Here is a 23,371-nt window from a genome sequence, read left to right as displayed (position 1 = left end):
ATGTGCTCCAGAGTCGTGCGGACGCGGGCCGGGTGCGGCCCGCGCGGGCGGGGAGGCGGGTCAGTTGGGGGCCGGGACGAACCGGTTCCCGGCCGGGTCGTAGACGGTCGCGCGGACCGGGATCGCGCCGTCGGGCGTGTCCGGGCCGTAGTCGGCGTCCTCGCGGAACCCGGGGATGTGGAACCGGCCGAGGCTGTTTCCGGCTTGGCGGAACGTCGTGTAGTCGAGCGTCGGGCCGGCCTTGTCGGCGATTGCCTTGAACAGGGCGAGGTTCCGGCACGCCGAGGCCATCGACGCGCCGGGCGTGGGCTGGCCGCCGCCGACGGTCGCCGGGTCGACGAGCTTGCCGGCCAGGCTCGGGTCGGCCTGGGCCACGGTGTCCGCGCAGGCGGTGAGGGCCGGATCGGACCAGTCGACGATCTGGCTGCCGGCCACGGAGTCCTTGAGCGTGCCGAAGTCGTGCTGGCCCTTGCCGGTCGTGTAGCCGGACGGGATGACGGTGAACAGCAGCCGCGGGCGCCAGGTCGTCTTCTCCAGGACCTGCGGGATGATCTGCGCGGCCCCGCCGACCAGGAGCAGCGTGTCCGCGCCCGAGGCCTGCGCCTTCTGGAACAGCACGCCCGCCTGCTGGCCGAGCACGGCCGGGTCCGCGCCGCCCATCGTGATGGTGCCGTTGGCGACCGGGGTGATCCCGGCGGCCTGGAGCGCGGGCAGCACCTGGGCACTGGTCTGCGCCTCGTCGCCGGAGACCGTGGCGATCGCGACCTTGCGCCCGGCCAGGTCGCCGCGTGCCGCGAACGCCTCGACGGACTTGCGGGGGATCAGGCCGGTGTCGAAGGAGAACCAGGGGGCCTGCGCCGCGGCGTTCATCTCGGGCTCCAGCGGACTCCCGATCACCGCGGTGCGGTTGGTCTGCGTGTAGCAGGGCACCTGCGCGTTGCCCGGCATGAGGTTGACGACGGCGAAGACCTTCTCGTCCTGGGTCAGCTTGACGCAGGCCTCCTGCGCGGCCGCGGGGGAGACCAGGCTGGTCTTGGCGAAGACCGGCACGATCTTGCGGCCGTGGATGCCGCCCGCCGCGTTGACCTTGTCGATGAGGGCCTTGTAGGTGGCCTCGAAGTCGCCCTGGTCGATGTTCACGAACGCCTTCACCGCGGCGAAGTCGGGGTAGGAGATCCCCAGTTTGATGCTGTCCGCGGTGACCCCGGGGGTGTCGGTGCGTGCCGCGCCGGGAGCGGCTCCGGGGGCGGCGGCTTTGTCCTTGTCCTCGATGGTGCACGCGGCCGCGGCCAGCGACAGGGCGAGGGCCGCGGCGGCGGCGCCCGCGCGGCGGAGCGGGCGTCTGATCGTGGGCGTCATGGAACGGAGCCTTCCGGATGGGGAAGCTACTAACCCAGGAATCTAGGTCGGCTCAGCATCCTGGCGTGTTAATCACGTGTCAATGGGCTGTTCTCATGTTTGTGTCATGTTCTAACGTACATAGGCCCTGGCGGCTGCGCCGCTCCCGTGGCGGCCCGGCGCGACCGCCGACTCGTCCAATGCCGGGAGTACCGATGAAAGCCGTCGTCGTCATGTTCGACACCCTCATCCGGAAGTACCTGCCGCCCTACGGCGCGCCGGAGTGGGTGCATGCGCCGAACTTCGCGCGGCTGGCGGAGCGCACCGTCACGTTCGACAACTGCTACGCGGGGAGCATGCCGTGCATGCCCGCGCGCCGTGAACTGCACACCGGGCGGCACAACTTCCTGCACCGCTCGTGGGGTCCGCTGGAGCCGTTCGACGACTCGTGCCCGGAGATGCTCGGCGACGCCGGCGTCTACACGCACCTGGTGACCGACCACCAGCACTACTGGGAGGACGGCGGCGCGACGTACCACAACCGGTTCCGCAGCTACGAGTTCTTCCGCGGCCAGGAAGGCGACGCCTGGAAGGGGCACGTCGCCGACCCCGACATGCCCGCCGAGACACTCAAGACCATGGGCGGCCACAAGGTGCGCCAAGACTGGGTGAACCGCTCCTACATGACCCGCGAAGAAGACCAGCCGCAGAGCAAGACCTTCGACGCAGGACTGGAGTTCATCGACACGAACCACGCCGAGGACAACTGGTTCCTGCAGATCGAGACGTTCGACCCGCACGAACCGTTCTTCTCGCAGCAGCACTACAAGGACCTCTACGAGCACGGCTACGACGGCCCCCATTACGACTGGCCCGACTACCGCATGGTCCGCGAAACCCCCGAACAGGTCGAACACGTCCGCTTCGAATACGCGGCACTGCTGTCCATGTGCGACCGCAACCTCGGCCGGGTCCTCGACGCCTTCGACACGCACGGCCTATGGGACGACACGCTCCTGATCGTGTGCACCGACCACGGCTTCCTGCTCGGCGAACACGGCTGGTGGGGCAAGAACGTCCAGCCCTGGTACGACGAGACGATTCACACCCCGCTGTTCGTCTGGGACCCGCGCAGCCGCAAGGCCGGCGAACGCCGCGCGGCACTGGTGCAGACCATCGACTTCGCGCCCACCCTGCTGGAGTACTTCGGCGTCGACCGAACCCCCGACATGATGGGCGTGCCGCTGCGGCAGACCGTCGCCGACGACACCCCCGTCCGCGAGGCCGGCATCTTCGGCGCGTTCGGCGGCCACGTGTCCGTCACCGACGGCCGCTACGTCTACATGCGCGCGTGCCTAGACCCGTCCAACACGCCGCTGACCGAACTCACCCTGATGCCCACGCGCATGGCCGCCCGCTTCACCCCGGCCGAACTCGCCGGCGCCGAACTCGTCCCCGGCGGCACGCACGCGTTCACCAAGGGCGCACCCGTCCTCAAGGTGCCCGGCTTCGCCATCTCCCCGGCCCCGCACGGCACCTTGATGTTCGACCTGGACACCGACCCCGGCCAGGAGACGCCGCTGGTCGACGACGCCCTGGAACTGCGCCTGATCGGCCTGCTCCTCGACGCCATGCGCGCCGCCGATGCGCCCGCCGAGCAGTACACCCGCCTCGGCCTGCCCCAGCACGGGCCCGCCGGCACCGAACACCTCCTCGCCCGCGTCCACCGGGCGCAAGCCGAAGCCGCCGCCGACGCCAAGCCGCTCGACCCGGCCGACTTCCCGACCGGGCCGCGCAGCGTCAACGCCCCGCTGCGCGACCTGTTCGCCGACGAAGCCGCCGTCGCCGTCCTGCGCGGCCTCGGCCTCGGCCGCCTGATCGACGGGGGCCTCACCCGCATGATCGGCGACGCCTCGCTCATCCAGCTCTCCGGCTTGGCCGCCGGGCTCCTCGGCCCCGACATCGTCCGTGCCGTCTCCGACGCACTCCAAGCGCTCGGCCCCGCCGACCCCGCCCCCGCCGCCGTGGAGGCCGCCCGATGACCGCGGACCGCCCCAACATCCTCTGGACTGTCAGCGAAGACTGCCCGCCCCGCTTCGGCTGCTACGGCGACCCCCGTGCGGTCACCCCGCACCTCGACGCCCTCGCCGCCCGCGGCACCCTGTTCGAACACGCCTACAGCGCCGCCCCCGTCTGCGCCCCGTCCCGGTTCGCGCTGCTCACCGGCATCGCCCCGGAAAGCCACGGCCCCGCGCACCAGATGCGCGCCAACGCGCCCGTGCCGGACTGGCTGACCACCTACCCGGAAATCCTGCGCGGCCTGGGCTACTACTGCACCAACAACGCCAAGACCGACTACAACTGCGCCGTCGACCCGCAGGCGATCTGGGACGACTGCTCGAACACCGCACACTGGCGCACCCGCCCCGACGGCACGCCGTTCCTCGCCGTGTTCAACTACGACCCGACGCACGAGAGCGCGGTGTTCTCCCGCGAGGAGTTCACCGTCAACCCCGACGCGATCCGGCTGCCCGCCTACCTGCCGGACACCCCCGGGATCCGCGGCGACTTCGCGCACTACTACCGGCACATCGCGAACATGGACGCGTTCGTGGGGAATCTGCTGGCGCAGCTGGCGGAAGACGGCGAGCTGGACAACACGATCGTCATCCACACCTCCGACCACGGCGGCGTGCAGCCGCGCACCAAACGCTGGTGCTACGACGAGGGCTTGCACGTGCCCCTCGTCATCGCCGCGCCGGAACGTTGGGCGCACCTGTTCCCCGCTCCCGGCACCCGCGTGCCCGCGGCCGTCTGCACCCTCCGCATCCCGCCGACGCTGGTGGAACTCGCCGGCGGCGACGTGCCCGCGCAGATGCAGGGCGAAAGCCTCGCCCGCACCGCGTTCGACGAGGACACCGCACTCGCCTTCGGGATGCGCAACCGCATGGACGCGCGCCTCGACATGATCCGGACCGTCCGCGACGCCCGCTACCGCTACATCCGCAATTACGACCCGCACCGCCCTTACGGCGCCCACCAGGCGTTCGCGTGGCTCGCGGCCGGCTACCAGTCGTGGGAAGCCGAGCACCTGGCCGGGCGCCTCGACCCCGTCCAGGACGCGTTCTGGCACGAGAAACCCGGCGTGGAGCTGTACGACTGCGACGCCGACCCCGACCAGATCCGCAACCTCGCCGGCGACCCCGCCTACGCGGACGTCGAACAGCGCCTCGGCGAGGCCCTGCGCGACCACATCCTCGCCGTCAACGACAACGGCTTCCTGCCCGAGGGCGCCGCGGCCGAGGGCTACGACGCGTCCCGCGCCGACGGCGCCTACCCGCTCGGCCGGATCCTCGACGTCGCCGACGCGGTCGGGCGCCGCGACCCCGCGGAAATCCCGCGGTTCACCGGGGCCTTGGCCGATCCCGACCCGACGGTGCGGCGGTGGGGCGCGGTCGGGTTCCTCGTCCTCGGCCGCGACGGGCTCACCGGCGGCGCGGCGAAGCTCCTCAAGGACACCGTCGACGCCGACCCGGATCCCTTCGTGCGCATCCCCTGCGCCGAGGCTCTCGCGAGGTTCGCAGCCGACGAGGACGCTCTTGCGGTCCTCGCCGACTTCGCCGGACCCGCGCACCCGTCGAGCGTCCGACTCGAAGCCTTCGGCGCGCTGACCGCGCTCGGCCCCGACGCGGTCGCTCCCTACCGCGACGTGGTCGCGGCGGCCGCCGACGAACCGAGCGAGTACTGCGGCAACGCGGCGCGGTACCTGCTGTTCCGCATCGACGGCACCTACGCGCCGGACAGCAAGGTCTTCGATTTCGAACGCATGCTGTCGCTCGCCGCGAAGGCCGGCTACCCGATCGGCCCGGCGCGCTAGCCGCCGGCGCAACCGAAACAGCCGCGGCCGGCCGGAGGAACCCCTCCCGACCGGCCGCGGCCGGTTCAGCGTGCCCGATCGTTCCTGCGCCCTAGCGCTGCTCCGGACCCGGGGACTCCGACCGCGCGGCCGCGACACGTTCCAGCCGGTTCAAGGTCAGCTTGAGCCACGTGATGTACATCGCGTGGCTGCTGTACCCGTACTCGTGCCCGGAGATGTGCACTTCGCGCGCCCATGCCTTGTCCAGACCGGCCATGGTGTCCTCGTACTGGGCCTCCGCGATCCACGGCGGATTCGCGGTCGGATCGATCTGCTTCTCGCGGTATTCCAGCTCGGTGCGCACGACGCGGATCGCGATCTCCGGGTCGAGCTGTCCGGCGAAGACGTAGCGGATCGAAAACTCCGGGTCGGCCGGACGCACCGACGGCACGAACTCGGACTGCGCCCACTCCCACAGCGCTTCCCGCCCGGCCTCGGTCATCCGGTACACCTTGGCGTCCGGGCCGCCTTGGCGAGCGTCCACATCGAACTCCACCCAACCCCGTTCGACCAGTTTGGCGAGCCGCCGGTAGATCTGCGGGAGCTGCACGCTGTAGCCGAGGAATCGGAGCGGCCCGTCCATCCACTTGCGCAGGTCGTAGCCCGAGAACCGGCGCAGCGCCAGCATCCCGAGGATGACGAAGTCGAGTTGCATGCCCGTCCTTGTGCTCTTCGTGGGAACGGCCCGTCCCGGACCAGTGTGGCGGATGGTCCGGGACGGGCTGCGGCAAACCCCCGTGCTCAGGCCCCCGAGGGGGCGGCCAGGCGGCCGTCGGCGGGGGAACCCGGGGGAGCGGCCCCGTCGCCCGCGGCGCCGCTGCGGGCGATCGCCCGTTCGTCGGTGCCGAGGTAACTCGCGACGACCTTGGGGTCGTTGCGGACGTCGCCCGGCAGGCCTTCGGCGATGACCCGGCCGGTCTCCAGGCAGTACACGCGGTCGCTGATGCCCATGATCAGCGGCATGTCGTGCTCGATGACCAGCAGCGACGCGCCGAGTTCGCGGCGGATCTCGTGCAGCAGCGGACCGAACGCCTCGGTTTCCCGCTGGGCGACGCCCGCCGTCGGCTCGTCCAGGCACAGCACGCGCGCGTCGAGCGCGAGCAGCCCGGCAAGCTCGACGATGCGGCGGGTGCCGGTCGACAGGTCGCCGATGAACGCGTCCGCGTAGCGGCCGAGGCCGAGGAAGTCGATCAGGTCGTCGGCCTCCGCCCGCTTGGCCCGTTCGGTCTTCACGGACTTGGGCAGCCACAATGCCGACGACAGCAGTCCGGTGCGGCCGCGGGCTTCCAAGGCGATCTGCACGGTCTCCCGTACCGTCAGCTCCGGGAACAGCGTCGCCGCCTGGAACGTCCGGCCCAGTCCGAGCGCGGCCCGGCGGGCCGGGGCGAAGCCCGACACGTCGCGGCCGAGCAGCTCGACCCGGCCGGTCGCGGGCGCGAACCCGCCGACCGCGTTCATCAGCGTCGACTTGCCCGCGCCGTTGGTGCCGATCAGGCCGACGATCTCGTTCGGCCGGACGTCCAGCGACACCCCGTCGACCGCGGTGATGCCGCGGAACCGCACCCGTACGCCGGACACCGCGAGGACCGGCGCGTCGTCCGGGAGCGGCGCCCGGGCCGGGCGGGCGGGAATCGCCGGCCGGGCGTCCGCGGCCTTCGCGGGCTCCGCGCCGACCCGGGTCTCCGCCCACGCCAGCAGCGCGTCGCGGGCGCTGTAGCCGATCTGCACGAGCCCGCCGGGGAAGTACAGCAGCAGGAGCAGCAGCCCCAGACTCGACGCCAGCAGCGGCACGATGGAGTTGCCCGGGAACAGCGCGGGCAGGCCGATCACCCACAGCGAGCCCAGTACCGGGCCCGACGTCGACCCGAGACCGCCGATCACCACGACCGAGACCAGCATCAGCGAGTCCTCCGGCCGGAAGTAGGAGTCGCCGTACGGCACGGTCTGCAGCGCACCCGCCAGCAACGCCCCGCCCAGGCCCGCGACCCCGCCGCCGAGCGCGAACGCCCGCAGCTTCACGCGCGTCGCCCCGACCGTGTACGCGGCCGCCGTCGCCGGGTTGTCCCGCACCCCGATGGTCGTCCGCCCCACGCCGGTGCGGCGCAGCCGTCCGGTGACGACCAGCACGGCCACCAGGACGACGAGGACCACGTAGTAATAGGAGCGCTGCGAGGACACGTCGATGCCGAACACGTCGGTGCGCGTGAACGTCGCCGTCGGCCGCGTCGGACTGTCGTGGAACACGTCCTGCGTATACGCCCACTGCGAGCACGCCACCGCGAACGCCGCCGTGCTGACGGCCAGCAGCAGCCCGCGCACCCGCAGCGCCCCCACGCCGATCAGCGCCGCGAGCGCCGCGGTCACCAGCGACGCGGCGGCCACCGCGGTCGGGAAGGTGAGCCGGTCCACCACCAGGACCTTGCCGTTGCCGATGTCGAGGCGCAGGCCGCGGCTCAACGCCGCCGCGGTCAGCGCGCCGATGCCTGCGAACGCCATCTGCCCGAGCGACAGTTGGCCCGCCCAGCCGGTCAGCATGGTGACCGACGCGGCACAGATCGCGTAGGCGACGATCACCGTGTACAGCAGATGCCGCGACGGCTGCGTGACCAGCAGCGGCACCACCACCGCGACCAGGCCGAGGGCGACGAGCCCGAACCGCTCCAGGTTCCGCACCCACCACAGGTTCCGCAGTCGCTCGGGGACCGGCCGCACCTTCGGCGCGAACGAGAATGTGCCCGACTCGGCCGCGCCGCCGCGCCCGGCGACGAACACCGCGGCCAGCACGAGCCCGAACACCACGATGTCGGTGAGGCCCGGCTGGTCCAGCCAGGTGAACTGGATGACCGATTCGAGCAGCCCGAGGCCGACCCCGGCGAGCAGCGCGATCCGGAAGGAGTGCATGCGGGCGATCACCGCGGCGGCGAGCGCCCGCATCAGCGTGGTCATGCCGAGCACGGCCGGGGAGGTGACCGTGCCGGTCCGCGCCGAGACGAGGATCAGGCACACCGTCGCCACGAGCCCGGCGATCGCCCACACCGCGGTCGACACCGCCTTCGGGCTGATGCCGTTCAGCCGGGCCAGCTCCGGGTTGTCCGCGGACGCCGTGACGGCCTTGCCGAGCGTGGTCCGGCCCAGGAACCAGCCGAGGCCGACGGCCGCCAGCGGCACCACGACCAGCACGCCGGCCTGCGTCGCGGTGATCTCCAGCCCGGCCGGATGCCACTGGGCACTCGACCACACCGGATAGCTCTCCGCACCGTCCAGCTCCGGGTACGACGACACGATGACGAGCGCGAGCTGCGCCACGCCGATGGAGGCGACCAGCAGGATGACGCGCGGCGCGCCGAAGAGCCGCCGCACCACGACCAGGTCGACCGCCGCGCCGAACGCGGTCCCGGCGACCAGCGCGATGGCCAGGGCGATCCAGTACGGCACGCCGTAGCGGACCGCGAGCAGCGCGAACAGCGCGGACCCGACCAGGCCCATGTTCGCCACCGCGAAGTTGACGATCCGCGTCGAGCGGTGCACCAGCACGATGCCCATCGCGAGCAGGCCGACGACCAGGCCGTTGACGACGCCGTCGAAGGCGAGTTGGCGGGTCAGTTCGGGCATGTCAGCCGCCTTCCTTGCCGAGACTGCGATTTCCGAGAAACACCGCGCGGGCGAGGTCGTCGCGTTCGGCGAGTTCGCGGGCGTCGCCGGTGAACCGGACCTGGCCCTTCTCCAGGAACACCGCGCGGTCGGCGATCGACAGCGCGACGTTCAGGGACTGCTCGACGACGACCATCGTCAAGCCGTCCGCCTTGAGGCGCTCGACGATCGCCAGGAGGTCCTGCACGACCACCGGCGCGAGGCCGAGGGACAGTTCGTCGATGAGCAGCACTTCCGGGTCGTGCATGAGGACCATGGCCAGCGCGAGCTGCTGCTGCTGGCCGCCGGACATCGACCCGGCGCGCTGCCCGAGACGGGCCGCCAAGTCGGGGAATACGTCCAGGACGTAGGCCAGTCGGCCGTCGCGGTGCCCGCGGGTCGTATCGCGCAGCTGGAACGCGGCCATTTCGAGGTTCTCGCGCACGGTCATGCCCGGGAACACGCCCTTGCCGCCCGGCAGGAGGCGGATACCGTGGCGGCCGCGCTGCTCGGGGGCCACATAGGTGATGGTCTTGCCGTTGAGCCGCACCACGCCGCGCGACGGCGTGCCCAGTCCGCAGATCGCCTTCAGGATCGTCGACTTACCCGCCCCGTTGGTACCCAGCAGTGCCAGCGTCTCACCGCGCCGCACCTCGAACCCGACCCCGAACAACACCTGCACGTTGCCGTATTCAAAGTCGATGCCGTGCACCTGGAGCACGGGGACGTGCTCCGGGTCCGCCGCCTGCCGGTCGCGTTCGGCCAGCTCCTCGCGCAGCTCGGCGACGACCCGCGACAGGTCGTTCTTGATGAACGACGAACTGCGGATCAGCATCAGACTGCCGACCAGCGTGGACGGGACGCCGAGGACAAGCGCGGCGGTGCGCGGGTCGTACGAGTCCAGGATCAGCGCCGACAGCAGCGACCCGCCCGTCGCGCCGATGAAGAAGATGTAGATCGCGGCCAGCGCCGAACCCAGGCCGCGCAGCCGGTACGGTGCCACCGACTGCATCACCGGGCCGACCATCGCGAACGCCGACGACAGCAGGATCACCGGCAGCATCTGCGCCACCACGAACAACGGCGCCGTCGGCATCGCCCACTGCAGCGGCGTCAGCACCGTCACCGGCAGGATCAGCAGCCCGACCAGCTTCAACGCCCGCGCCGGGTCGGTGCGGTACAGCCGGTCGTACCGCGGGCCGACGAACGGCAGTACGGCCAGCACCCCGAGACCGCCGAGCGTGCCGTACACGCCGCGTTCGAACGTGCCCAACCCGAAGTGGTCCTCCATCCACAGGTTGGTCAGCACCGGCCCCGTGAACAGCCCGAAGCCCATCGCGGCGAACGCCATGACGACGGTCTTCGTGGTGCGGATCCGCAGCAGCCGCGCGAACGCCGCCTCGATCGAGATCGGCATCGGCTTTTCCTGCACCAGGACTTCGCCGAGCACCGCCTTCATCTCGTGCTGCCCGCGCGGCGGCTCCGGCAGCCGGAACGCGAACAGCGCGGCAACCGCGGTCGGGACGGCGAGCACGAAGAACGCCCACCGCCACCCGTCGCCGCCGCCCGCCAGCGCGGCGATCCCGCCCACCGCCAGCGGACTCAGCACCGCGGCCAGCCGGCCCGCGATGCCGTTGGTCGCCGCGACCCGGCCGCGCACCCCGATCGGGTACGTGTCGGCGTTCAACGACCCGTGCACCGGCAGGGTGCTCGACTTGGCCACACCGACCCCGAGCCGGGCCAGGAACATCAGGAACACGTTCGCGGCGGCACCCGACGCGACCATGAACGCCGAGAACGCCAGTCCCGCCCACCCGGCCACCCGGCCGCGCCGGTGACGGTCCGCCAGCCAGCCCAACGGCAGCGCACCGAGCACCAGGAACGCGCCCGACGCCGCGGACAGGAACACGATCGCGCCGTCGCTCATCCCGAACGAGTCGCGGATGTCCGGCGCGAGCACGCCGAGCGTGGCCTGCTCCAGCTCGTCGAACGAGGACAGCAGCATCAGCGTGAAGAACGTGGCCGACCCGCCCGCCGCCAAGCCCTCGCGCAGCGTCATCTGCTGCCCGCCGACACCGGGGAGCAGCTCGTCCGCGAAGAGCACGTCCCGCTCGGCGGCGGCCCGCTCGGCGCGTTCCGCCTCGGCGTCGATGAGCGTCGCGGTCAACGCGGCGGGTGCGGGGCCGGACGCGCCCGGCGGTGCGGTGCCGGAGGCCGTGCTTTCCGGGGCGGTCACCGGGGGGCCTCGCAAGAACGGTGCGAACCCTGGCAGGCGGAAGGCATGGGTCTCCCAAGGAAAAGAGGTGATATTCGGCGATGGGGGCGACGCCTGCCGCCGGACGCCACGCCCCCACCGGGGTGTCCGAGGCGAACGATCCGCGTCGCCTCCGAGTACGGCAGGCATCAGCGTTGGTAAGTACGCGTGAATCTACGCCTTAGGTTGGATTGGCGGGATCTTGCTGTCAATAGCGACGGCAAAGCGAACAACGTGTATATGCATGGGTAGCTATGACGCGCGTCTTGTGGGAGCCTCGTGCCGGCCCGCGAAGGGAACGTGACGGGCGCGCGAAAGGCACCGCTCCACCGGCCGGGCGGCCGCGGGGCGCGGTGTGCGGGCATGCCCGAGTCCCGGCCGGCGTCGATCCGTGCCGGTCGTCCGGGGATGAAGAGAGGGGAGAGCGGGGGGAGCGGGGGAGGGGGTGCTCAGACCTCGGCGTCGACCGGCGCCGAGCCGGCCGCGCGGGGCGCGCCGGTCAGCCGCAGCGTGATGACCAAGTGGCCGCTGTCCTCGTCGTCTTCGTGGCCGCGGCTCTTCTCGGTGAAGCCGAGGTGCGCATAGAACGCGCGGGCTTTGGCGTTCTCCTCGTACACGTCGAGCGTCACGCTCCGGTGCCGGGCCGCGGCGAACGCCACCAGGGCGCGGCCGATGCCCATGCCCTGCGCGTCGGGGTGCACGAACAGGCCGCCGATCTCCGACCCGAGCATGCCGAGCAGCCCGACCACGCGGCCGTCGGCGGTCTCCGCGACCCAGTTGTCCGCGTGCACGAGGTAGATCTCGCGTATCTTGCGCTCGCGCTCCGGCCCGGCCGGGTCGCCCAGGAACGCGTGGGCGGTCTCCGAGGCCCGCGCCCAGACTTCGACCGCGCCGTCCGCGTCCTCCGGGCGGTACGGGCGGATCTGGAACGCGTGTTCGGCGGTGCGGTGGGTCACCCGCCGATCCTATGCCGCGCCGCGAAGGCCGCGATCGCTCGGGCATGCGCATCCGCGGTGCGCGCGAACTCGGCCGCGAAGTCCGGTGCGGCGCGCAAGTCCGCGAGATACGCCGCGGCCGCCGCGCGGTGCTCCTCCGGAACCCGCAGCAGCGCGTCGGCCGTCCGGCCGGTCTGCGCCGCGAGGTTGCCCGCCTCGGCGGCGCAGAATCCGTGCACCGCCCACACCAACTGCCGGGTCGTGGCAGCCGCGTCGGCGGGGGACAGGCCGAGCGTCGCGAGCTGCGCGGTCCACCGGGCGGCGACGTCGAGGAGCGGCGCCACCGACGCCCCGGCGGCGAGCAACTCGTGCAGCCGGGTCGTGACCAGCGCGTCCCGGTAGCGGGCCATCCAGTCCCGCACCCGTTCGTCGAGCGGCAACGCGGCGTCCGGAGCCGTGTCGTGACGGCTCATCAGGTGCGTGGCGAGGGCGTCGACCAGGGCGTCGCGGCCGGGGAACGAGGTGTAGATCGTCATCGGCGCGGTACCGAGCCGGTCGGCGACTTTGCGGATCGACACCGCGGCGGCCCCCGACTCGGCCAGCACCGCCGCGGCGGCGTCGAGGACTTCGGCCTCGGTGCGGCGCCGCGGCCGGCCGCGGCCCCGCTTTCCCACGGCCGGGCCTTCGGGGGCTTCCGGAATGCGGTCGCTCGCGGTCACGGTGCCTCCCCTTCCGCCGCGGAAATCCCCGGCGGCTCTTCCCTTCAATTTCCGTATAGCGTACAAGTAATCGCGTCAGTCCGGCCGGATCCCGCGGAGGCGCACGTGGCGCAGCGCATCGACGACCTGCTCGACCTGGTGGCCGCGGAAACCGGCCTCGACGACTTCGGCGACCCGTCGTTCCGCGACGGCCTCGAACGCGTCCACGACGCCGTCGCGGCCACGGCCGACCTCACCCCGATCGGCCGCGCGGTCTTCGAAGGCCAGACCAAAGCCGCGCTCGCCAACCGCGCCAAAACCGCCGCCTGGGAGCGCGCCCATCCCGGACTCGCCGACGAGCGGGTCACCGCCCCGGTGTTCGTCATCGGCCTGCCGCGCAGCGGCACCACCGCGCTCAGCCACCTGCTCGCCGCCGACCCGGCCAACCGGTCGCTCCTCGGCTGGGAAGCCCAGGACTCCACCCCGCCGCCGGAGACCGCGACCTACCGTGACGACCCGCGGCTCCACGCCGCCCGCACCGCGCCGAGCGTCGTCGACCGGCTCAACCCGGGCTTCAAAGCCATCCACCACGACCCGCCCGAGGCACCCGTCGAGTGCACGGTGCTGCTCGCCCAGCACTTCGCCAGCCTGATGCTTTCGACGATGTACAACGTGCCGGACTACGACGCCTGGCTGCTCGACAGTGACATGACCGCCGCGTACGACCACCACCACCGCATGCTCCGGCTGCTGCAATCCCGATGTCCCGGCCGTTGGTTCCTCAAAGCGCCCGTGCACTGCCACGCGATCGACGCGGTCGCCGCGCGCTACCCCGACGCCCGGTTCGTGGTCACCCACCGGGACCCCACGGTCACCGTCGCCTCCACGTGCAGCCTGGTCGCATCGCTGTCCGGCACGTTCACCGAAACCGACCACCGCTACACGACCGGCCGCACCTGGTCCGCGAACCTCGCCGCGATGGCGGACCGCGTCGTCGACTTCCGGGACCGCAACGGCGACGAACGGTTCCTCGACATCGCCTACCCGGACCTGGTCGCCGACCCGGTCGGCACCGTCCGCGCCGTCTACACGTGGCTCGGACGCGACCTCGACCCCGCCACCGAAGACGCGATGCGCGCCCACACCGGCCGAAACCGGCAGCACAAGTACGGCCGCCACACGTACGCCCTCGAGGAATTCGGCCTGGAAGGCGGCGCCGTCGCGGAGCGGTTCGAGGGCTACCGCAAACGCTTCGGAATCGCCGCCGAGACACCTTCGACCGGAGGACACGCATGAGCACGCCCCGCAACGACCCCGGCCCGCTCGCCGACGTCTGGCACGCCCTGCTCGACGGGCTCCGCGACGCCGAGAACAGCTTCCTCGACCCCGCCCGCGGCGTGTTCGACCAGCGGACCGTCGCCGAGGGCTACCGCAGCCTCACCCACGTCCTGCGCTACGGCCTCGAGATCTACCTCGAAGGCGACCCCGCCGCCCCCCGGTTCCTCCCGCTCGCCGGACCCACCGCCCGGATCCTCGGCGACAACACCGACACCCACTACACGATCGCCCTCGTCGACGGCCGCCGCGACTACGTCATCACCGGACGCCGCGGCGACGAGTGCTACCTCTCCTTCACCGTGCACGGCGGCCCCGACGCGGCCGCCCACCTGCGGCAGCACACCGTCGGCGACCTCAACCACGAAGCCATGCGGATCGCCGACGACGGCACCTTCCGCATCACCCTCTCCCGGAACCGCCCCGCCGAAGGCGACTGGATCGAACTGCCCGACGACGCGGTGATCGTCATCTCCCGCGAGTACTACTTCGCCAAAGACACCGCACGCCGGCCCGAATACACCATCGCACCCGCCGAACCCGCTGAACCCGCCGCCGGACCGCTCGTCTTCGACGCCGAACGCGTGGCCGCCGGGCTCCGCGCCACGACGGCCTTCCTCGCCGAGACGGTCCTCACCCAGCCGCAGCGCCCCGTCGCCCCCAACGCGATGGCGGAACCCTTCCGCTTCGGCCGCACCATGCCCGGCTGGGGCACACCGGACAACGTCTACTGCCGGGCCCGCTACGAACTCGCACCGGACGAAGCCCTGGTCATCGAAGGCGACGCGGGGGAGTGCACCTACTGGGGCATCCAGCTGTGGAACTCGTTCATGCAGTCCATGGACGCACCCACCGGCCCGGTCTCCCGCAACACCCGCACCGCCCGGCTGACGCCCGACAACCGGTTCCGCGTCGTCGTCGCCCACGAGGACCCCGGACCGGGCGAGCCCGACTGGCTGCCGACCACCGGACTGCACACCGGCGTCGTCTTCTGCCGCTGGCTGCTGCCCAAGCACGAGCCGGAGGCGCCGACCGCCCGCGTGGTGAAGCTGGCGGAGCTGCGCGGCGGCGCCTGAGCCGGCCGCCGGGCGTCCCCGCGGCCGGTCCGCCGCGCGAACGCGGCATCATGGAAGGGAACCCCAGCGGTAGGGAGGCCTTCCCCGTGACCGAACGCAAGCCGCCCGGCGTGCCCTTCGAATCGTGGGTCGACCGGAAGATCCGCGAGGCGGAGGAGAACGGCGCCTTCTCGTCGCTGCCCGGCTTCGGCAAGCCGCTCGCCGCGCTCGACGCCCCCTACGACGACCTGTGGTGGGTCAAGGACAAGCTGCACCGCGAAGGCGTATCGATCCTGCCGCCGGCCCTGCAGTTGCGGAAGGACACCGAGAACGCGCTGATCGAGGCCCGCACCGCGCCCACCGAGCGCGCCGTCCGGGAACTCCTCGACGGCATCAACGAGCGCATCGAGGCGATGCTGCGGCGCCCGCCGCCGGGCCCGATGCTCGACCGCAAGCCCGTCGACGTCGACGCTTTCGTGGCGGAGTGGCGCGCCGAGCGCGAAGCGGAGGCCGGGGACTAATCGGTGCGCTTAGGATCCCGGCATGGCTGTCACCATTGATCATGTGGGCATTCCCGCCCGGGACCCCGAAGCCGCCGGAACCTTCCTGGCCTGGGTGCTGGGCGAGGGAGCCGTCGTCCCGGACGGCCCGCCCGACGAAGAGCCCGGCGACATGTTCTCGCTCGTGCTCGACGGCTGGTCGCTCGCCTTCGTGCGCGAGGCGGACCCCGCTCCGGTGCACCTGGCGTTCCGGGTCACGCCCGCGGTCTTCGACGCGGCCGTCGCGCGGCTGGCCGACCGCGGCATCGCCTTCGGCAACGACCCCGAGGACCCCGCCAACGGCCGCACCGACGACCCCCTCGGCGGCCCGGGCCGGGCCTATTTCCGCGACCCGGACGGTCATCTCCACGAACTCGTGATCACGCCGGCACCGAACTGACGTAGCCTGGGCGTCGCTTGCCCGGCTACGGAAGGTGACCCGAGTGGCGAACTCCCCCCGGACCGAACGCTGGTCGGACCTGGAGCGGCCGATGACCCGGAACTTCACCATGCCGGGCTTCGACGCGTTCTACACCCGTTGGCTCGCCTGGGCGAACGGCACGCCGAAACCGGTGGTGCACAGGGGGGCCAGGCATGCCGGAACAGGCGGCGTCACCGAAAGCGGCACCAACCCGTGGGTGTCGGCCGACCTGGTGCCAGGCGACACGATCCGCATCGACGGCGGCAAGCCCACGAGTTATCTCGCCGCCGTGGATGCGCCGATCCGGACCACCGTCGACCTGCTGAACCGGCATGTCGGGGCGACTGTCGCCAGCTGCGCGGGGCACGAAAACGACGACCGCGCCAAACCCAGCAAAGTGCGGTTCTTCCGGCTCGTCGCCGGCACCGAATGGGACGCCGACAAGGTGACCCGGGCCATGACCGAGATCGCCGGGAACACCCGCCTCACCGGGAACGCACCCGCCGTGGACATGCAGGTCACTCGGGGCGTCGTCGAGGACGGCCACGGCACACCGCTCCCGATCGTCAACGTCCACTTCCACCCGACCACGCTCGGCGAAGACGCTTACTACGCGCAGTTGCCCTGGGCGACCGAGGCACTCAACACCTCGATCCGGGAGTACGCCACGGGCCGCGGCGTGCCCGCCGCCGTGGCGGCCGGGATCGCCCCGGCGAGCCGACCCGGGGTGGTCCGCGGAACCGCCGTGCCCGGTCTGGTGGCGCCTCTGGCCGCCGCCGCCCACGGGCTCGACGCGGTGAAGAGCGATGCGGTCCTCGGCATTTCCCCCAACACCCGGATCGCCGCGCCGACGGGCAGACCCACCGCCACGACGGTGCATCCATCGGTGGCGAAGGGCCTGGAGAAAGTGCGCTGACGCGCCCGGCGGCGTCCGAACGACGTCAGTCCGACGTGATCCGGCGGAAGTGCGGGAGCCGGGCCAGCGGTGCCGCGACCGTGACGAGTGCGGGGCCGGTGTGCTCGGTGCCGTCGTCGGCGCGCCAGGTGCCCGGGGGGAGGTGGACCTCGCGCGTCCTCGCGCCGCGGAGCGTGACGGGGGCGACCAGCAGGTCGTCGCCGATGAGGAACTGGTCGGTGACGTCCTCGTAGCCGTGCTCCGGGTAGGCCCAGGCGAGGGGGCGCTGGACGGGGTCGCCGGTCTTTGCCGACGCGTTCGCGGCGGCGAGGATCTCGGCGCCGAAGGCGGCGTGCAGCCGGGCCGCGTCGCGCACGATCGCCAGGTGCTCGGCGTCCAGGACGCGCCACGGGGCGGCGGAGAACTGCATCATCGGGAACAGCGCGGCGATCTGCGCGTAGCGGACGAACAGTTCCGGGTCGAAGCCCTCGCCGTCCTCGGCCGGGACGAAGCGGAACTCGCCGCCGCCGATCATGTCCGGGCAGGTGAACGCGTGCCCGGTGACGGCCTGCGCGAGCGCGTTCGGGATCAGGCTCTCGATACCGAACCGGCCTTCCCACAGGTGGTACTTGTCCTGCTGCCGCTGCGCGAGCGGCAGGCCCGCGGTGCGCCAGGCCTCGCGGTACTCGTTGAGCGGCCACGCGAGCCCGATGCGGTTCCAGGCGAGCGTGTACGCCTCCGGGTCGGCCACCCCGAGACGCCGCCACCACTCCGCGTCGCCGCCGTCGAACTTGAAGCCGTCGATGCCGAACTCGGTGCGCAGCGTGCCCAGCACGCCCTGCAGCCAGGCGACCGTCTTCGGGTTGCCCAGGTCGAGCGCCGAACTCCAGCCGTTCCACCAATGCCCCACCGCCGCACGGTCGCGGTCCGCCGGGTCGCACAGCAGCAGCCCGGCGTCGTGCAGCGTCCGCGCGGTGGGGGAGTCCGGGGTGACGTAGGGGACCAGCCACAGCATCACCGCGAACCCGAGCCGGTGCAGCTCGGCGACCATCCCGGCCGGGTCCGGGAACCTGCCGGGATGGAAGGTCCAGTTGCCGTAGTCGTTGCTCCACTGGTCGTCGATCATCAGCACGCCGGGTGGGAAGCCCTCGGCGAGCAGGCGTTCGGCGTAGTCCAGGACCTTCTGCTGGGTGGGCTCGAAGACCGTCTCGATCCACAGGTTGTACTGCGGCGCGGTGAACAGCAGCGGGGCCGGCAGGGTGCCCGACGCCGGGTAGTACCGCGCCAGCACGTCGCGGTACGCGCCCCGCAGGTCGCCGAAGCCGCTGCCGTACTCCACCACCGCACCCGGCCGGTGCGGGGTGACCGTCAGCGTGTCCTCGCCCACGGCGAACGTGAACGTGCCCGTGCTGTGCACCCAGCGGCCCCGGTTCGACAGCAGCAGCGGCATGCCCTGGTTGCCGAGCAGGTCCCGCAGGTCGAAGGAGTAGCCGGCGGCATACGGCATGGACCGGCCTTCCGCGGACGCGCCGCCCCACCACCGTTCACCGGGCAGCAGCGGAAGGACCAGCGGCATACCGGGATCGGCGGCGAGGACGGCGGTCATCGGGGGACTCCTACGGGAACGGAACCAAGGGAACCAAGGGAACTACCGGATTACGGAACTGCGGGAGGAGGGGGCAGCGGCGGCCTACTTCATCGTGAAGCCCTGCTCCTTGCCGTACGTCGTGACGCGGTTCTGCCACTCCGCGAGGCCGCGGGCCACGTCGCCGTCGTTCTGCAGCGACTGGCCGACGGTGTCCTTGAAGACGCTGTTCGCGTACACCTGGAACGGCAGGTACTGCCACTCCGGCCGGACCGCCTTCGACATGTCGGCGAAGACCTCGTTGGGCTTCTGGCCGGGGAAGTACGGCACGTCCGCGCCGCGGAACGCCGGGTCGTCGAGCAGCGCCTTGGTGGCGGGGAACAGCCCGACCTCGCCGTTGAGCGACTTGACGGCCTCCGGGTCGGAGTTGAGCCACTCGGCGAACGCGACCGACGCCTCCTTGTTCTTGGCCTGCGTGGTGACCGCGACGGACGAGCCGCCGTTCTCCGCGCTCGCGCCGCCCGGCATCGGCGCCGCCGACCACGTGCCCTTGGCCTGCGGGATGTTCTTCTCCAGCACCGCCGGCGCCCAGGCGCCCGCGAGCCAGAACGCGTATTTCCCGGCCGCCATCGACTTCCACCACTCGTCGTTCCAGCTCGGCGTCACGTCGAGGAGCTTGTCCTTGACCAGGCCGGTGACGGTGGACGCGTAGGTCTTGGCGCCGGGGTCGTTCGCGAAATCGGCCTTCACGTTGAAGGTGCCTTCGACGGCGAACGGCTTGCCGCCGAGCTGCCACATGAAGCTGGTCGACGCGCCCGCGTCGCCCGGGTCCACGAACGTGGCATACGTGCTCGGGTCGGCATCGTGCAGCTTCTTCGCGACCGCGGCGAACTCCTCCCAGGTCTTGGGCGGCGTCGCACCGACCTTGTCGAGGACGTCCTTGCGGTAGAACATCGCCATCGGCCCGGTGTCCTGCGGCACGCCGTAGACGCCGCCCGCGACGTTGACCTGCGACCACGCGGACGGGGCGAACTTGTCCTGGAGGCTGCCGGCCCCGTAGTCGGCCAGGTTGACCAGGCCCTTGGTGAGCGCGTACTGCGGCAGCGCGAAGTACTCGATCTGCGCGACGTCGGGGCCGCCCTTGCCGGACTTCAACGCGGCCGTGAGCTTCGTGTACTGGTCCTTCGACTGGCCGACGTTGACCACGTGGACCTTGACCTTCGGGTACTTCTTCTCGAACAGCGCGACGGTCTTCTCGATGTTCGGGACCCACGTCCAGAACGTGATCTCGGCGGGCTTGTCGAGGGCCGCCTGCACGGCGGCCGGGTCGGCCTTGCCGCCCGCGTTGTCGGACTTGCCGCCGGAACCGCCGCCGCACGCGGCCAGGGCCAGCGCGAGCACGGCGGCCGTCGTGGCCGTCAGGGCAGGCTTGAGCGAACTACGCATTTCGGATGCTCCCAAGGCAGGGTCGAGCCGGGGTGGGGACAGGGACGTGCAGGGACGTGCGTCGGGGAGGCGTCGAGGGTGCGCCGGTCGGGACGGAGCGGCGGGCGGGGCTACTGCTTGACGCCGCCCGCGCTCAGGCCCGACTGCCAGAACCGCTGAAGGACGAGGAACGCGGCGATCAGCGGCAGGATCGCCAGCAGGCTGCCGGTCAGCACCAGCGGCATCAGCGGCACGTTGCCGACGCTGTTGCCGCCCTGCGCCAGGTCGTTCCACTGGTGCAGGCCGACCGTGAGCGGGAACAAGTCCGGATCGTTGAGCACGATGAGCGGCAGGAAGTAGTTGTTCCAGGTCGCCACCAGCGTGAACAGCAGCACCGTGACGAACCCCGGCGCGAGGAGCCGCAGCGCGATCGTGAAGAAGATCCGCAGTTCTCCGGCGCCGTCGATGCGGGCGGCTTCGAGCATGGCGTCGGGGACGGCATCGCGTGCGTAGACCTGCATGAGGTACAGGCCGAACGGGCTGGCCAGGCTCGGCAGCAGGACCGCCCACGGCGTGTTCACGATGCCCATGTCGCTGAACAGAAGGTAGGTCGGCACCGCAATCGCCGTCGCGGGGATGGAGATCGCACCGAGAACGAGCGCGGACAGGAAACGGCGGCCGACGAAGTCGAATTTGGCGAGGGCGTAGCCGCCCATGGTGGCGATCAGCGCTGCGCCGCCGGCGCCCAAGACGGAGTACAGCAGGGTGTTGCCGAACCAGCGCAGGTAGATGCCGTCGTCGTAGGTGAGCACGTCGTGGATGTTCGTGAACAGGTGGAACCCGTCGCCGAACCACATGCCGGGGGAGTCGTACAGGGTCCGGTTCGATTTCGTCGCGCTGACGAACAGCCACACGAGCGGAAGCAGCGCGTAGGCCAGCATCAGGCCCATCACGATCGTCAGCGCCGGGCTCTTGCCGGTCCGCCGCTTGCGGCGGCGGGGCCGGACCGGACGGGCCGGCCGGTCCCGGACCGCGGGGGCGGTCGGCGGGGCCTCGGCGATTTCGGCGCTCACAGCAGGCGCTCCCTTCGGCTGGTCACCAGCTGGACCGTGTACGCGACGACGACCGTCGTCAGACCGAGCAGCACCGCGATCGCCGCCGAGTAGTTGAACTGCCGTCCGTCGAACGCCAGGTTGAAGGCGTACATGTTCGGCGTGTAGTTCGTCGTCACCACGCCGGGCGCCATGAACTGCAGCACGCTCGGCTCGTTGAAGAGCTGGAAGGTGCCGATCACCGAGAAGATCGTGGCCAGCAGCAGGGCCGGGCGCAGTGCGGGGAGTTTGATGCTCCAGGCCTGCCGGATGCGGCCCGCGCCGTCCATCTCCGCGGCCTCGTACAGCTCGTCGGGGATGGCCCGCAGGGCTGCGTAGAAGATGAGCATGTTGTAGCCGACGTACGACCAGGTGACGACGTTGCCGATGGACGCGAGCATCCAGCCGGACGACAGGAAGTCGGGCAGGTCGACGCCGAGGAGGTCCTCGATCTCGCCGGCCAGGCCGAACCGGTCGCCGTAGATGTAGCCCCACATGAGGGCGGCGACGACGCCGGGCACCGCGTACGGCACGAAGATGCCGATGCGGAACACCCCGGGTGCGCGCAGCCGCCCGCTGTCGATGGCGAGCGCGGCCAGCAGCGCGAGCCCGAGCATCAGCGGCACCTGGATCGCGAAGAACACCGCGACGCGTTCCAGGCCGGCGTGGAACAGGCTGTCCTGGATGGCCTTGCGGTAGTTGTCCAGGCCGGTGAACGTCGTGCCGCCGATCATCTTCTCCTGGTACAGGCTCAGATTGATCGCGTAGGCCAGCGGCGCGACGATCCCGATCACGAAGACGGCGAGGAACGGCAGAAAGAACGCGTGGGCGGTGGCGTTGCGCCGGACGGCGCCGCGCCTCACCGCGGCCCCCGGTGAAGTCCCGGAGCCCGGCGGGGCCCCGAAACCGGGTCGACTCTCACGGGAAGTCCTCCGGTTGTCATGTTAGCGCCAACATCGGTGGCGCGATTCGGAAGTGTGTCTACCGGCTACCGGAGTGTCAAGACCCGGAACTCCCGCCGTTGTGATGCGGGAAAACGCCCTATAAGGGCGGAAGTTCATGAAGGAAAGGTCCCGCAGCGCGGCGGCTTTCCGGCGGCAGGTGGACCTGTTGACCCGGTCGGCATGTTTGCGCAAACATGTTGCCGTTCGGTGCCCGGCACGGGTGCCGCAGGTGAGAGGATGCGCTCCATGGCACAGAACGGACGGCGGAAGCCCGCCGCGGCGGGGCGCACGCGCGCCCCGTCCATGGCCGACGTCGCCGCCCTCGCCGGCGTTTCCGCGCAGACCGTGTCACGTGTCGCCAACCACCGCACCAACGTCGACGAAGCCACCCGCGAACGCGTGGTCAACGCCATGCGGATGCTCGGCTACCGCCCCAACACGGCCGCCCGCGCCCTCGCCACCGGACGTTTCCGCACCATCGGCGTCATCAGCTTCGACCTCCAGGCCTACGGCAACGCCCGCACCCTGGAATCGATCGTGTCCGCCGTGCAGGACACCGACTACTCGGTCAACATCGTCACCATCAAAGACCAGACCGAACAGGCCGTCCGCGAAGCCTTCGAACGCCTCACCACCCAGGCGGTCGACGGCATCATCCTCAACGAGGCGCAGATCCTCGACACCCCCGCGCTGCGCCTGCCCAGCGGACTTCCCGTGGTGGTCAACGACGGCGACGGCACCCACCGGCACGCCGCCGTGCACACCGACCAGGCCGAAGGAGCCCGCCTCGCGGTCCGCCACCTCCTCGACCTCGGCCACCGCACCGTGCACCATCTGGCCGGACCCCAGGACTCGCACCCCGCGCGCGGCCGCGCCGAGGCCTGGCACCGCACCCTCAAGGACGCCGGCTGCCCGGTCCCGCCCGTCGTGTACGGCGACTGGACGGCGGAGAGCGGCTACCGGGCCGGCCGCGAATTGGCCGCCCGCCCCGACGTCGGCGCGGTCTTCGCGGGCAACGACCAGATGGCCCTCGGCCTGATCCGCGCCCTCCACGACGCCGGCCGCGAAGTCCCCGGCGACGTCAGCGTCGTCGGCTTCGACAACGTCGCCGAATCGGGCTACTTCCTGCCCCCGCTCACCACCGTCCACCAGGACTTCGAGGAGATCGGCCGGCAAGCCGTCGCCCTGCTCCTCGACCAGATCCACACCGGGCGGCCGCCCGAGGCCGCGGTCACCTCGGTCGCGCCGCGGCTCGTCGTGCGCGACAGCACCGCACCGCCCGCCCTCGCCGCCTGACCCCGCAGACCCCG

Annotated in this window: 18 protein-coding genes; 8 read left to right on the top strand and 10 right to left on the bottom strand. The window is 71.4% G+C overall.

Translation table 11 applies throughout. From position 1 onward, the window contains the following. Window positions 1–60: 60 nt before the first annotated feature. Window positions 61–1,359, bottom strand: coding sequence for an ABC transporter substrate-binding protein (locus ACPA54_RS06450; RefSeq protein ID WP_423527674.1), 1,299 nt, complete (start codon window positions 1,357–1,359; stop codon window positions 61–63). A gap of 194 nt (window positions 1,360–1,553) precedes the next feature. Between ACPA54_RS06450 and ACPA54_RS06445 the strand changes: the two genes are divergently transcribed. Both ACPA54_RS06445 and ACPA54_RS06440 read left to right on the top strand, forming a co-directional pair. Next, window positions 1,554–3,380, top strand: coding sequence for a sulfatase (locus ACPA54_RS06445; RefSeq protein ID WP_423527672.1), 1,827 nt, complete (start codon window positions 1,554–1,556; stop codon window positions 3,378–3,380). After that, window positions 3,377–5,215, top strand: a complete 1,839-nt coding sequence (locus ACPA54_RS06440) for a sulfatase-like hydrolase/transferase (protein WP_423527670.1) — start codon at window positions 3,377–3,379, stop codon at window positions 5,213–5,215. The genes ACPA54_RS06445 and ACPA54_RS06440 overlap by 4 nt, the downstream gene beginning before the upstream one ends. 91 nt (window positions 5,216–5,306) lie before the next feature. On the opposite strand, the gene ACPA54_RS06435 is transcribed toward ACPA54_RS06440, so the two are convergent. From ACPA54_RS06435 to ACPA54_RS06415, 5 genes are all read right to left on the bottom strand, one after another. Beyond that, window positions 5,307–5,909 (bottom strand): PadR family transcriptional regulator, encoded by a 603-nt coding sequence (locus ACPA54_RS06435; RefSeq protein ID WP_423527668.1) that lies wholly within the window; start codon window positions 5,907–5,909, stop codon window positions 5,307–5,309. Between the two features lie 86 nt (window positions 5,910–5,995). Further along, window positions 5,996–8,866: an ABC transporter permease subunit gene (locus ACPA54_RS06430; protein ID WP_423527666.1), complete on the bottom strand. Its 2,871-nt coding sequence runs from the start codon at window positions 8,864–8,866 to the stop codon at window positions 5,996–5,998. A gap of 1 nt (window position 8,867) precedes the next feature. After that, window positions 8,868–11,120, bottom strand: a complete 2,253-nt coding sequence (locus tag ACPA54_RS06425; protein ID WP_423527665.1) for an MFS transporter — start codon at window positions 11,118–11,120, stop codon at window positions 8,868–8,870. Window positions 11,121–11,587: 467 nt separating this feature from the next. After that, window positions 11,588–12,094 carry a GNAT family N-acetyltransferase gene (locus tag ACPA54_RS06420; protein ID WP_423527663.1) on the bottom strand — a complete coding sequence of 169 codons (507 nt, stop codon included), beginning with the start codon at window positions 12,092–12,094 and terminating at the stop codon, window positions 11,588–11,590. Next, entirely contained in the window at window positions 12,091–12,792 is a 702-nt protein-coding gene (locus tag ACPA54_RS06415; protein ID WP_423527661.1) for a TetR/AcrR family transcriptional regulator, read from the bottom strand. Before ACPA54_RS06415 ends, ACPA54_RS06420 begins: the two co-directional genes overlap by 4 nt. A gap of 105 nt (window positions 12,793–12,897) precedes the next feature. Here ACPA54_RS06415 and ACPA54_RS06410 point away from each other — a divergent pair, with 105 nt between their 5' ends. The 5 genes from ACPA54_RS06410 to ACPA54_RS06390 all read left to right on the top strand — a co-directional run bounded on the left by ACPA54_RS06410 (window position 12,898) and on the right by ACPA54_RS06390 (window position 17,037). Continuing rightward, window positions 12,898–14,067: a sulfotransferase family protein gene (locus ACPA54_RS06410; RefSeq protein ID WP_423527659.1), complete on the top strand. Its 1,170-nt coding sequence runs from the start codon at window positions 12,898–12,900 to the stop codon at window positions 14,065–14,067. Continuing rightward, on the top strand, window positions 14,064–15,182 hold the full coding sequence (locus ACPA54_RS06405; protein ID WP_423527657.1) for a DUF1214 domain-containing protein: 1,119 nt from the start codon (window positions 14,064–14,066) through the stop codon (window positions 15,180–15,182). The genes ACPA54_RS06410 and ACPA54_RS06405 overlap by 4 nt, the downstream gene beginning before the upstream one ends. Before the next feature lie 86 nt (window positions 15,183–15,268). Continuing rightward, a complete protein-coding gene (locus ACPA54_RS06400) occupies window positions 15,269–15,682 on the top strand; it encodes a DnaJ family domain-containing protein (RefSeq protein WP_423527655.1) in 414 nt (137 codons plus the stop codon). A gap of 22 nt (window positions 15,683–15,704) precedes the next feature. Continuing rightward, window positions 15,705–16,100 carry a VOC family protein gene (locus ACPA54_RS06395; RefSeq protein ID WP_423527654.1) on the top strand — a complete coding sequence of 132 codons (396 nt, stop codon included), beginning with the start codon at window positions 15,705–15,707 and terminating at the stop codon, window positions 16,098–16,100. A 43-nt stretch (window positions 16,101–16,143) separates the two neighbouring features. Beyond that, window positions 16,144–17,037 carry a hypothetical protein gene (locus ACPA54_RS06390; RefSeq protein ID WP_423527652.1) on the top strand — a complete coding sequence of 298 codons (894 nt, stop codon included), beginning with the start codon at window positions 16,144–16,146 and terminating at the stop codon, window positions 17,035–17,037. A gap of 25 nt (window positions 17,038–17,062) precedes the next feature. Here the strand turns inward: ACPA54_RS06390 and ACPA54_RS06385 are convergent, their stop codons facing one another. The 4 genes from ACPA54_RS06385 to ACPA54_RS06370 all read right to left on the bottom strand — a co-directional run bounded on the left by ACPA54_RS06385 (window position 17,063) and on the right by ACPA54_RS06370 (window position 21,980). Next, window positions 17,063–18,622 (bottom strand): glycoside hydrolase family 31 protein, encoded by a 1,560-nt coding sequence (locus ACPA54_RS06385; protein WP_423527650.1) that lies wholly within the window; start codon window positions 18,620–18,622, stop codon window positions 17,063–17,065. An 84-nt stretch (window positions 18,623–18,706) separates the two neighbouring features. Next, window positions 18,707–20,047: an ABC transporter substrate-binding protein gene (locus tag ACPA54_RS06380; protein WP_423527648.1), complete on the bottom strand. Its 1,341-nt coding sequence runs from the start codon at window positions 20,045–20,047 to the stop codon at window positions 18,707–18,709. Between the two features lie 110 nt (window positions 20,048–20,157). After that, window positions 20,158–21,099: a carbohydrate ABC transporter permease gene (locus tag ACPA54_RS06375; protein WP_423527646.1), complete on the bottom strand. Its 942-nt coding sequence runs from the start codon at window positions 21,097–21,099 to the stop codon at window positions 20,158–20,160. After that, window positions 21,096–21,980 carry a carbohydrate ABC transporter permease gene (locus tag ACPA54_RS06370; RefSeq protein WP_423527644.1) on the bottom strand — a complete coding sequence of 295 codons (885 nt, stop codon included), beginning with the start codon at window positions 21,978–21,980 and terminating at the stop codon, window positions 21,096–21,098. Before ACPA54_RS06370 ends, ACPA54_RS06375 begins: the two co-directional genes overlap by 4 nt. Before the next feature lie 327 nt (window positions 21,981–22,307). Here ACPA54_RS06370 and ACPA54_RS06365 point away from each other — a divergent pair, with 327 nt between their 5' ends. Beyond that, complete coding sequence (locus tag ACPA54_RS06365) at window positions 22,308–23,357, top strand: LacI family DNA-binding transcriptional regulator (RefSeq protein ID WP_423527642.1); 1,050 nt, start codon at window positions 22,308–22,310, stop codon at window positions 23,355–23,357. Window positions 23,358–23,371 lie beyond the last annotated feature (14 nt).

The sequence above is a fragment of the Uniformispora flossi genome, from assembly GCF_049534875.1.
In the GTDB taxonomy this organism is placed as follows: domain Bacteria; phylum Actinomycetota; class Actinomycetes; order Streptomycetales; family Streptomycetaceae; genus Yinghuangia; species Yinghuangia aomiensis.
This window is presented reverse-complemented; position numbering and strand designations above follow the sequence as displayed.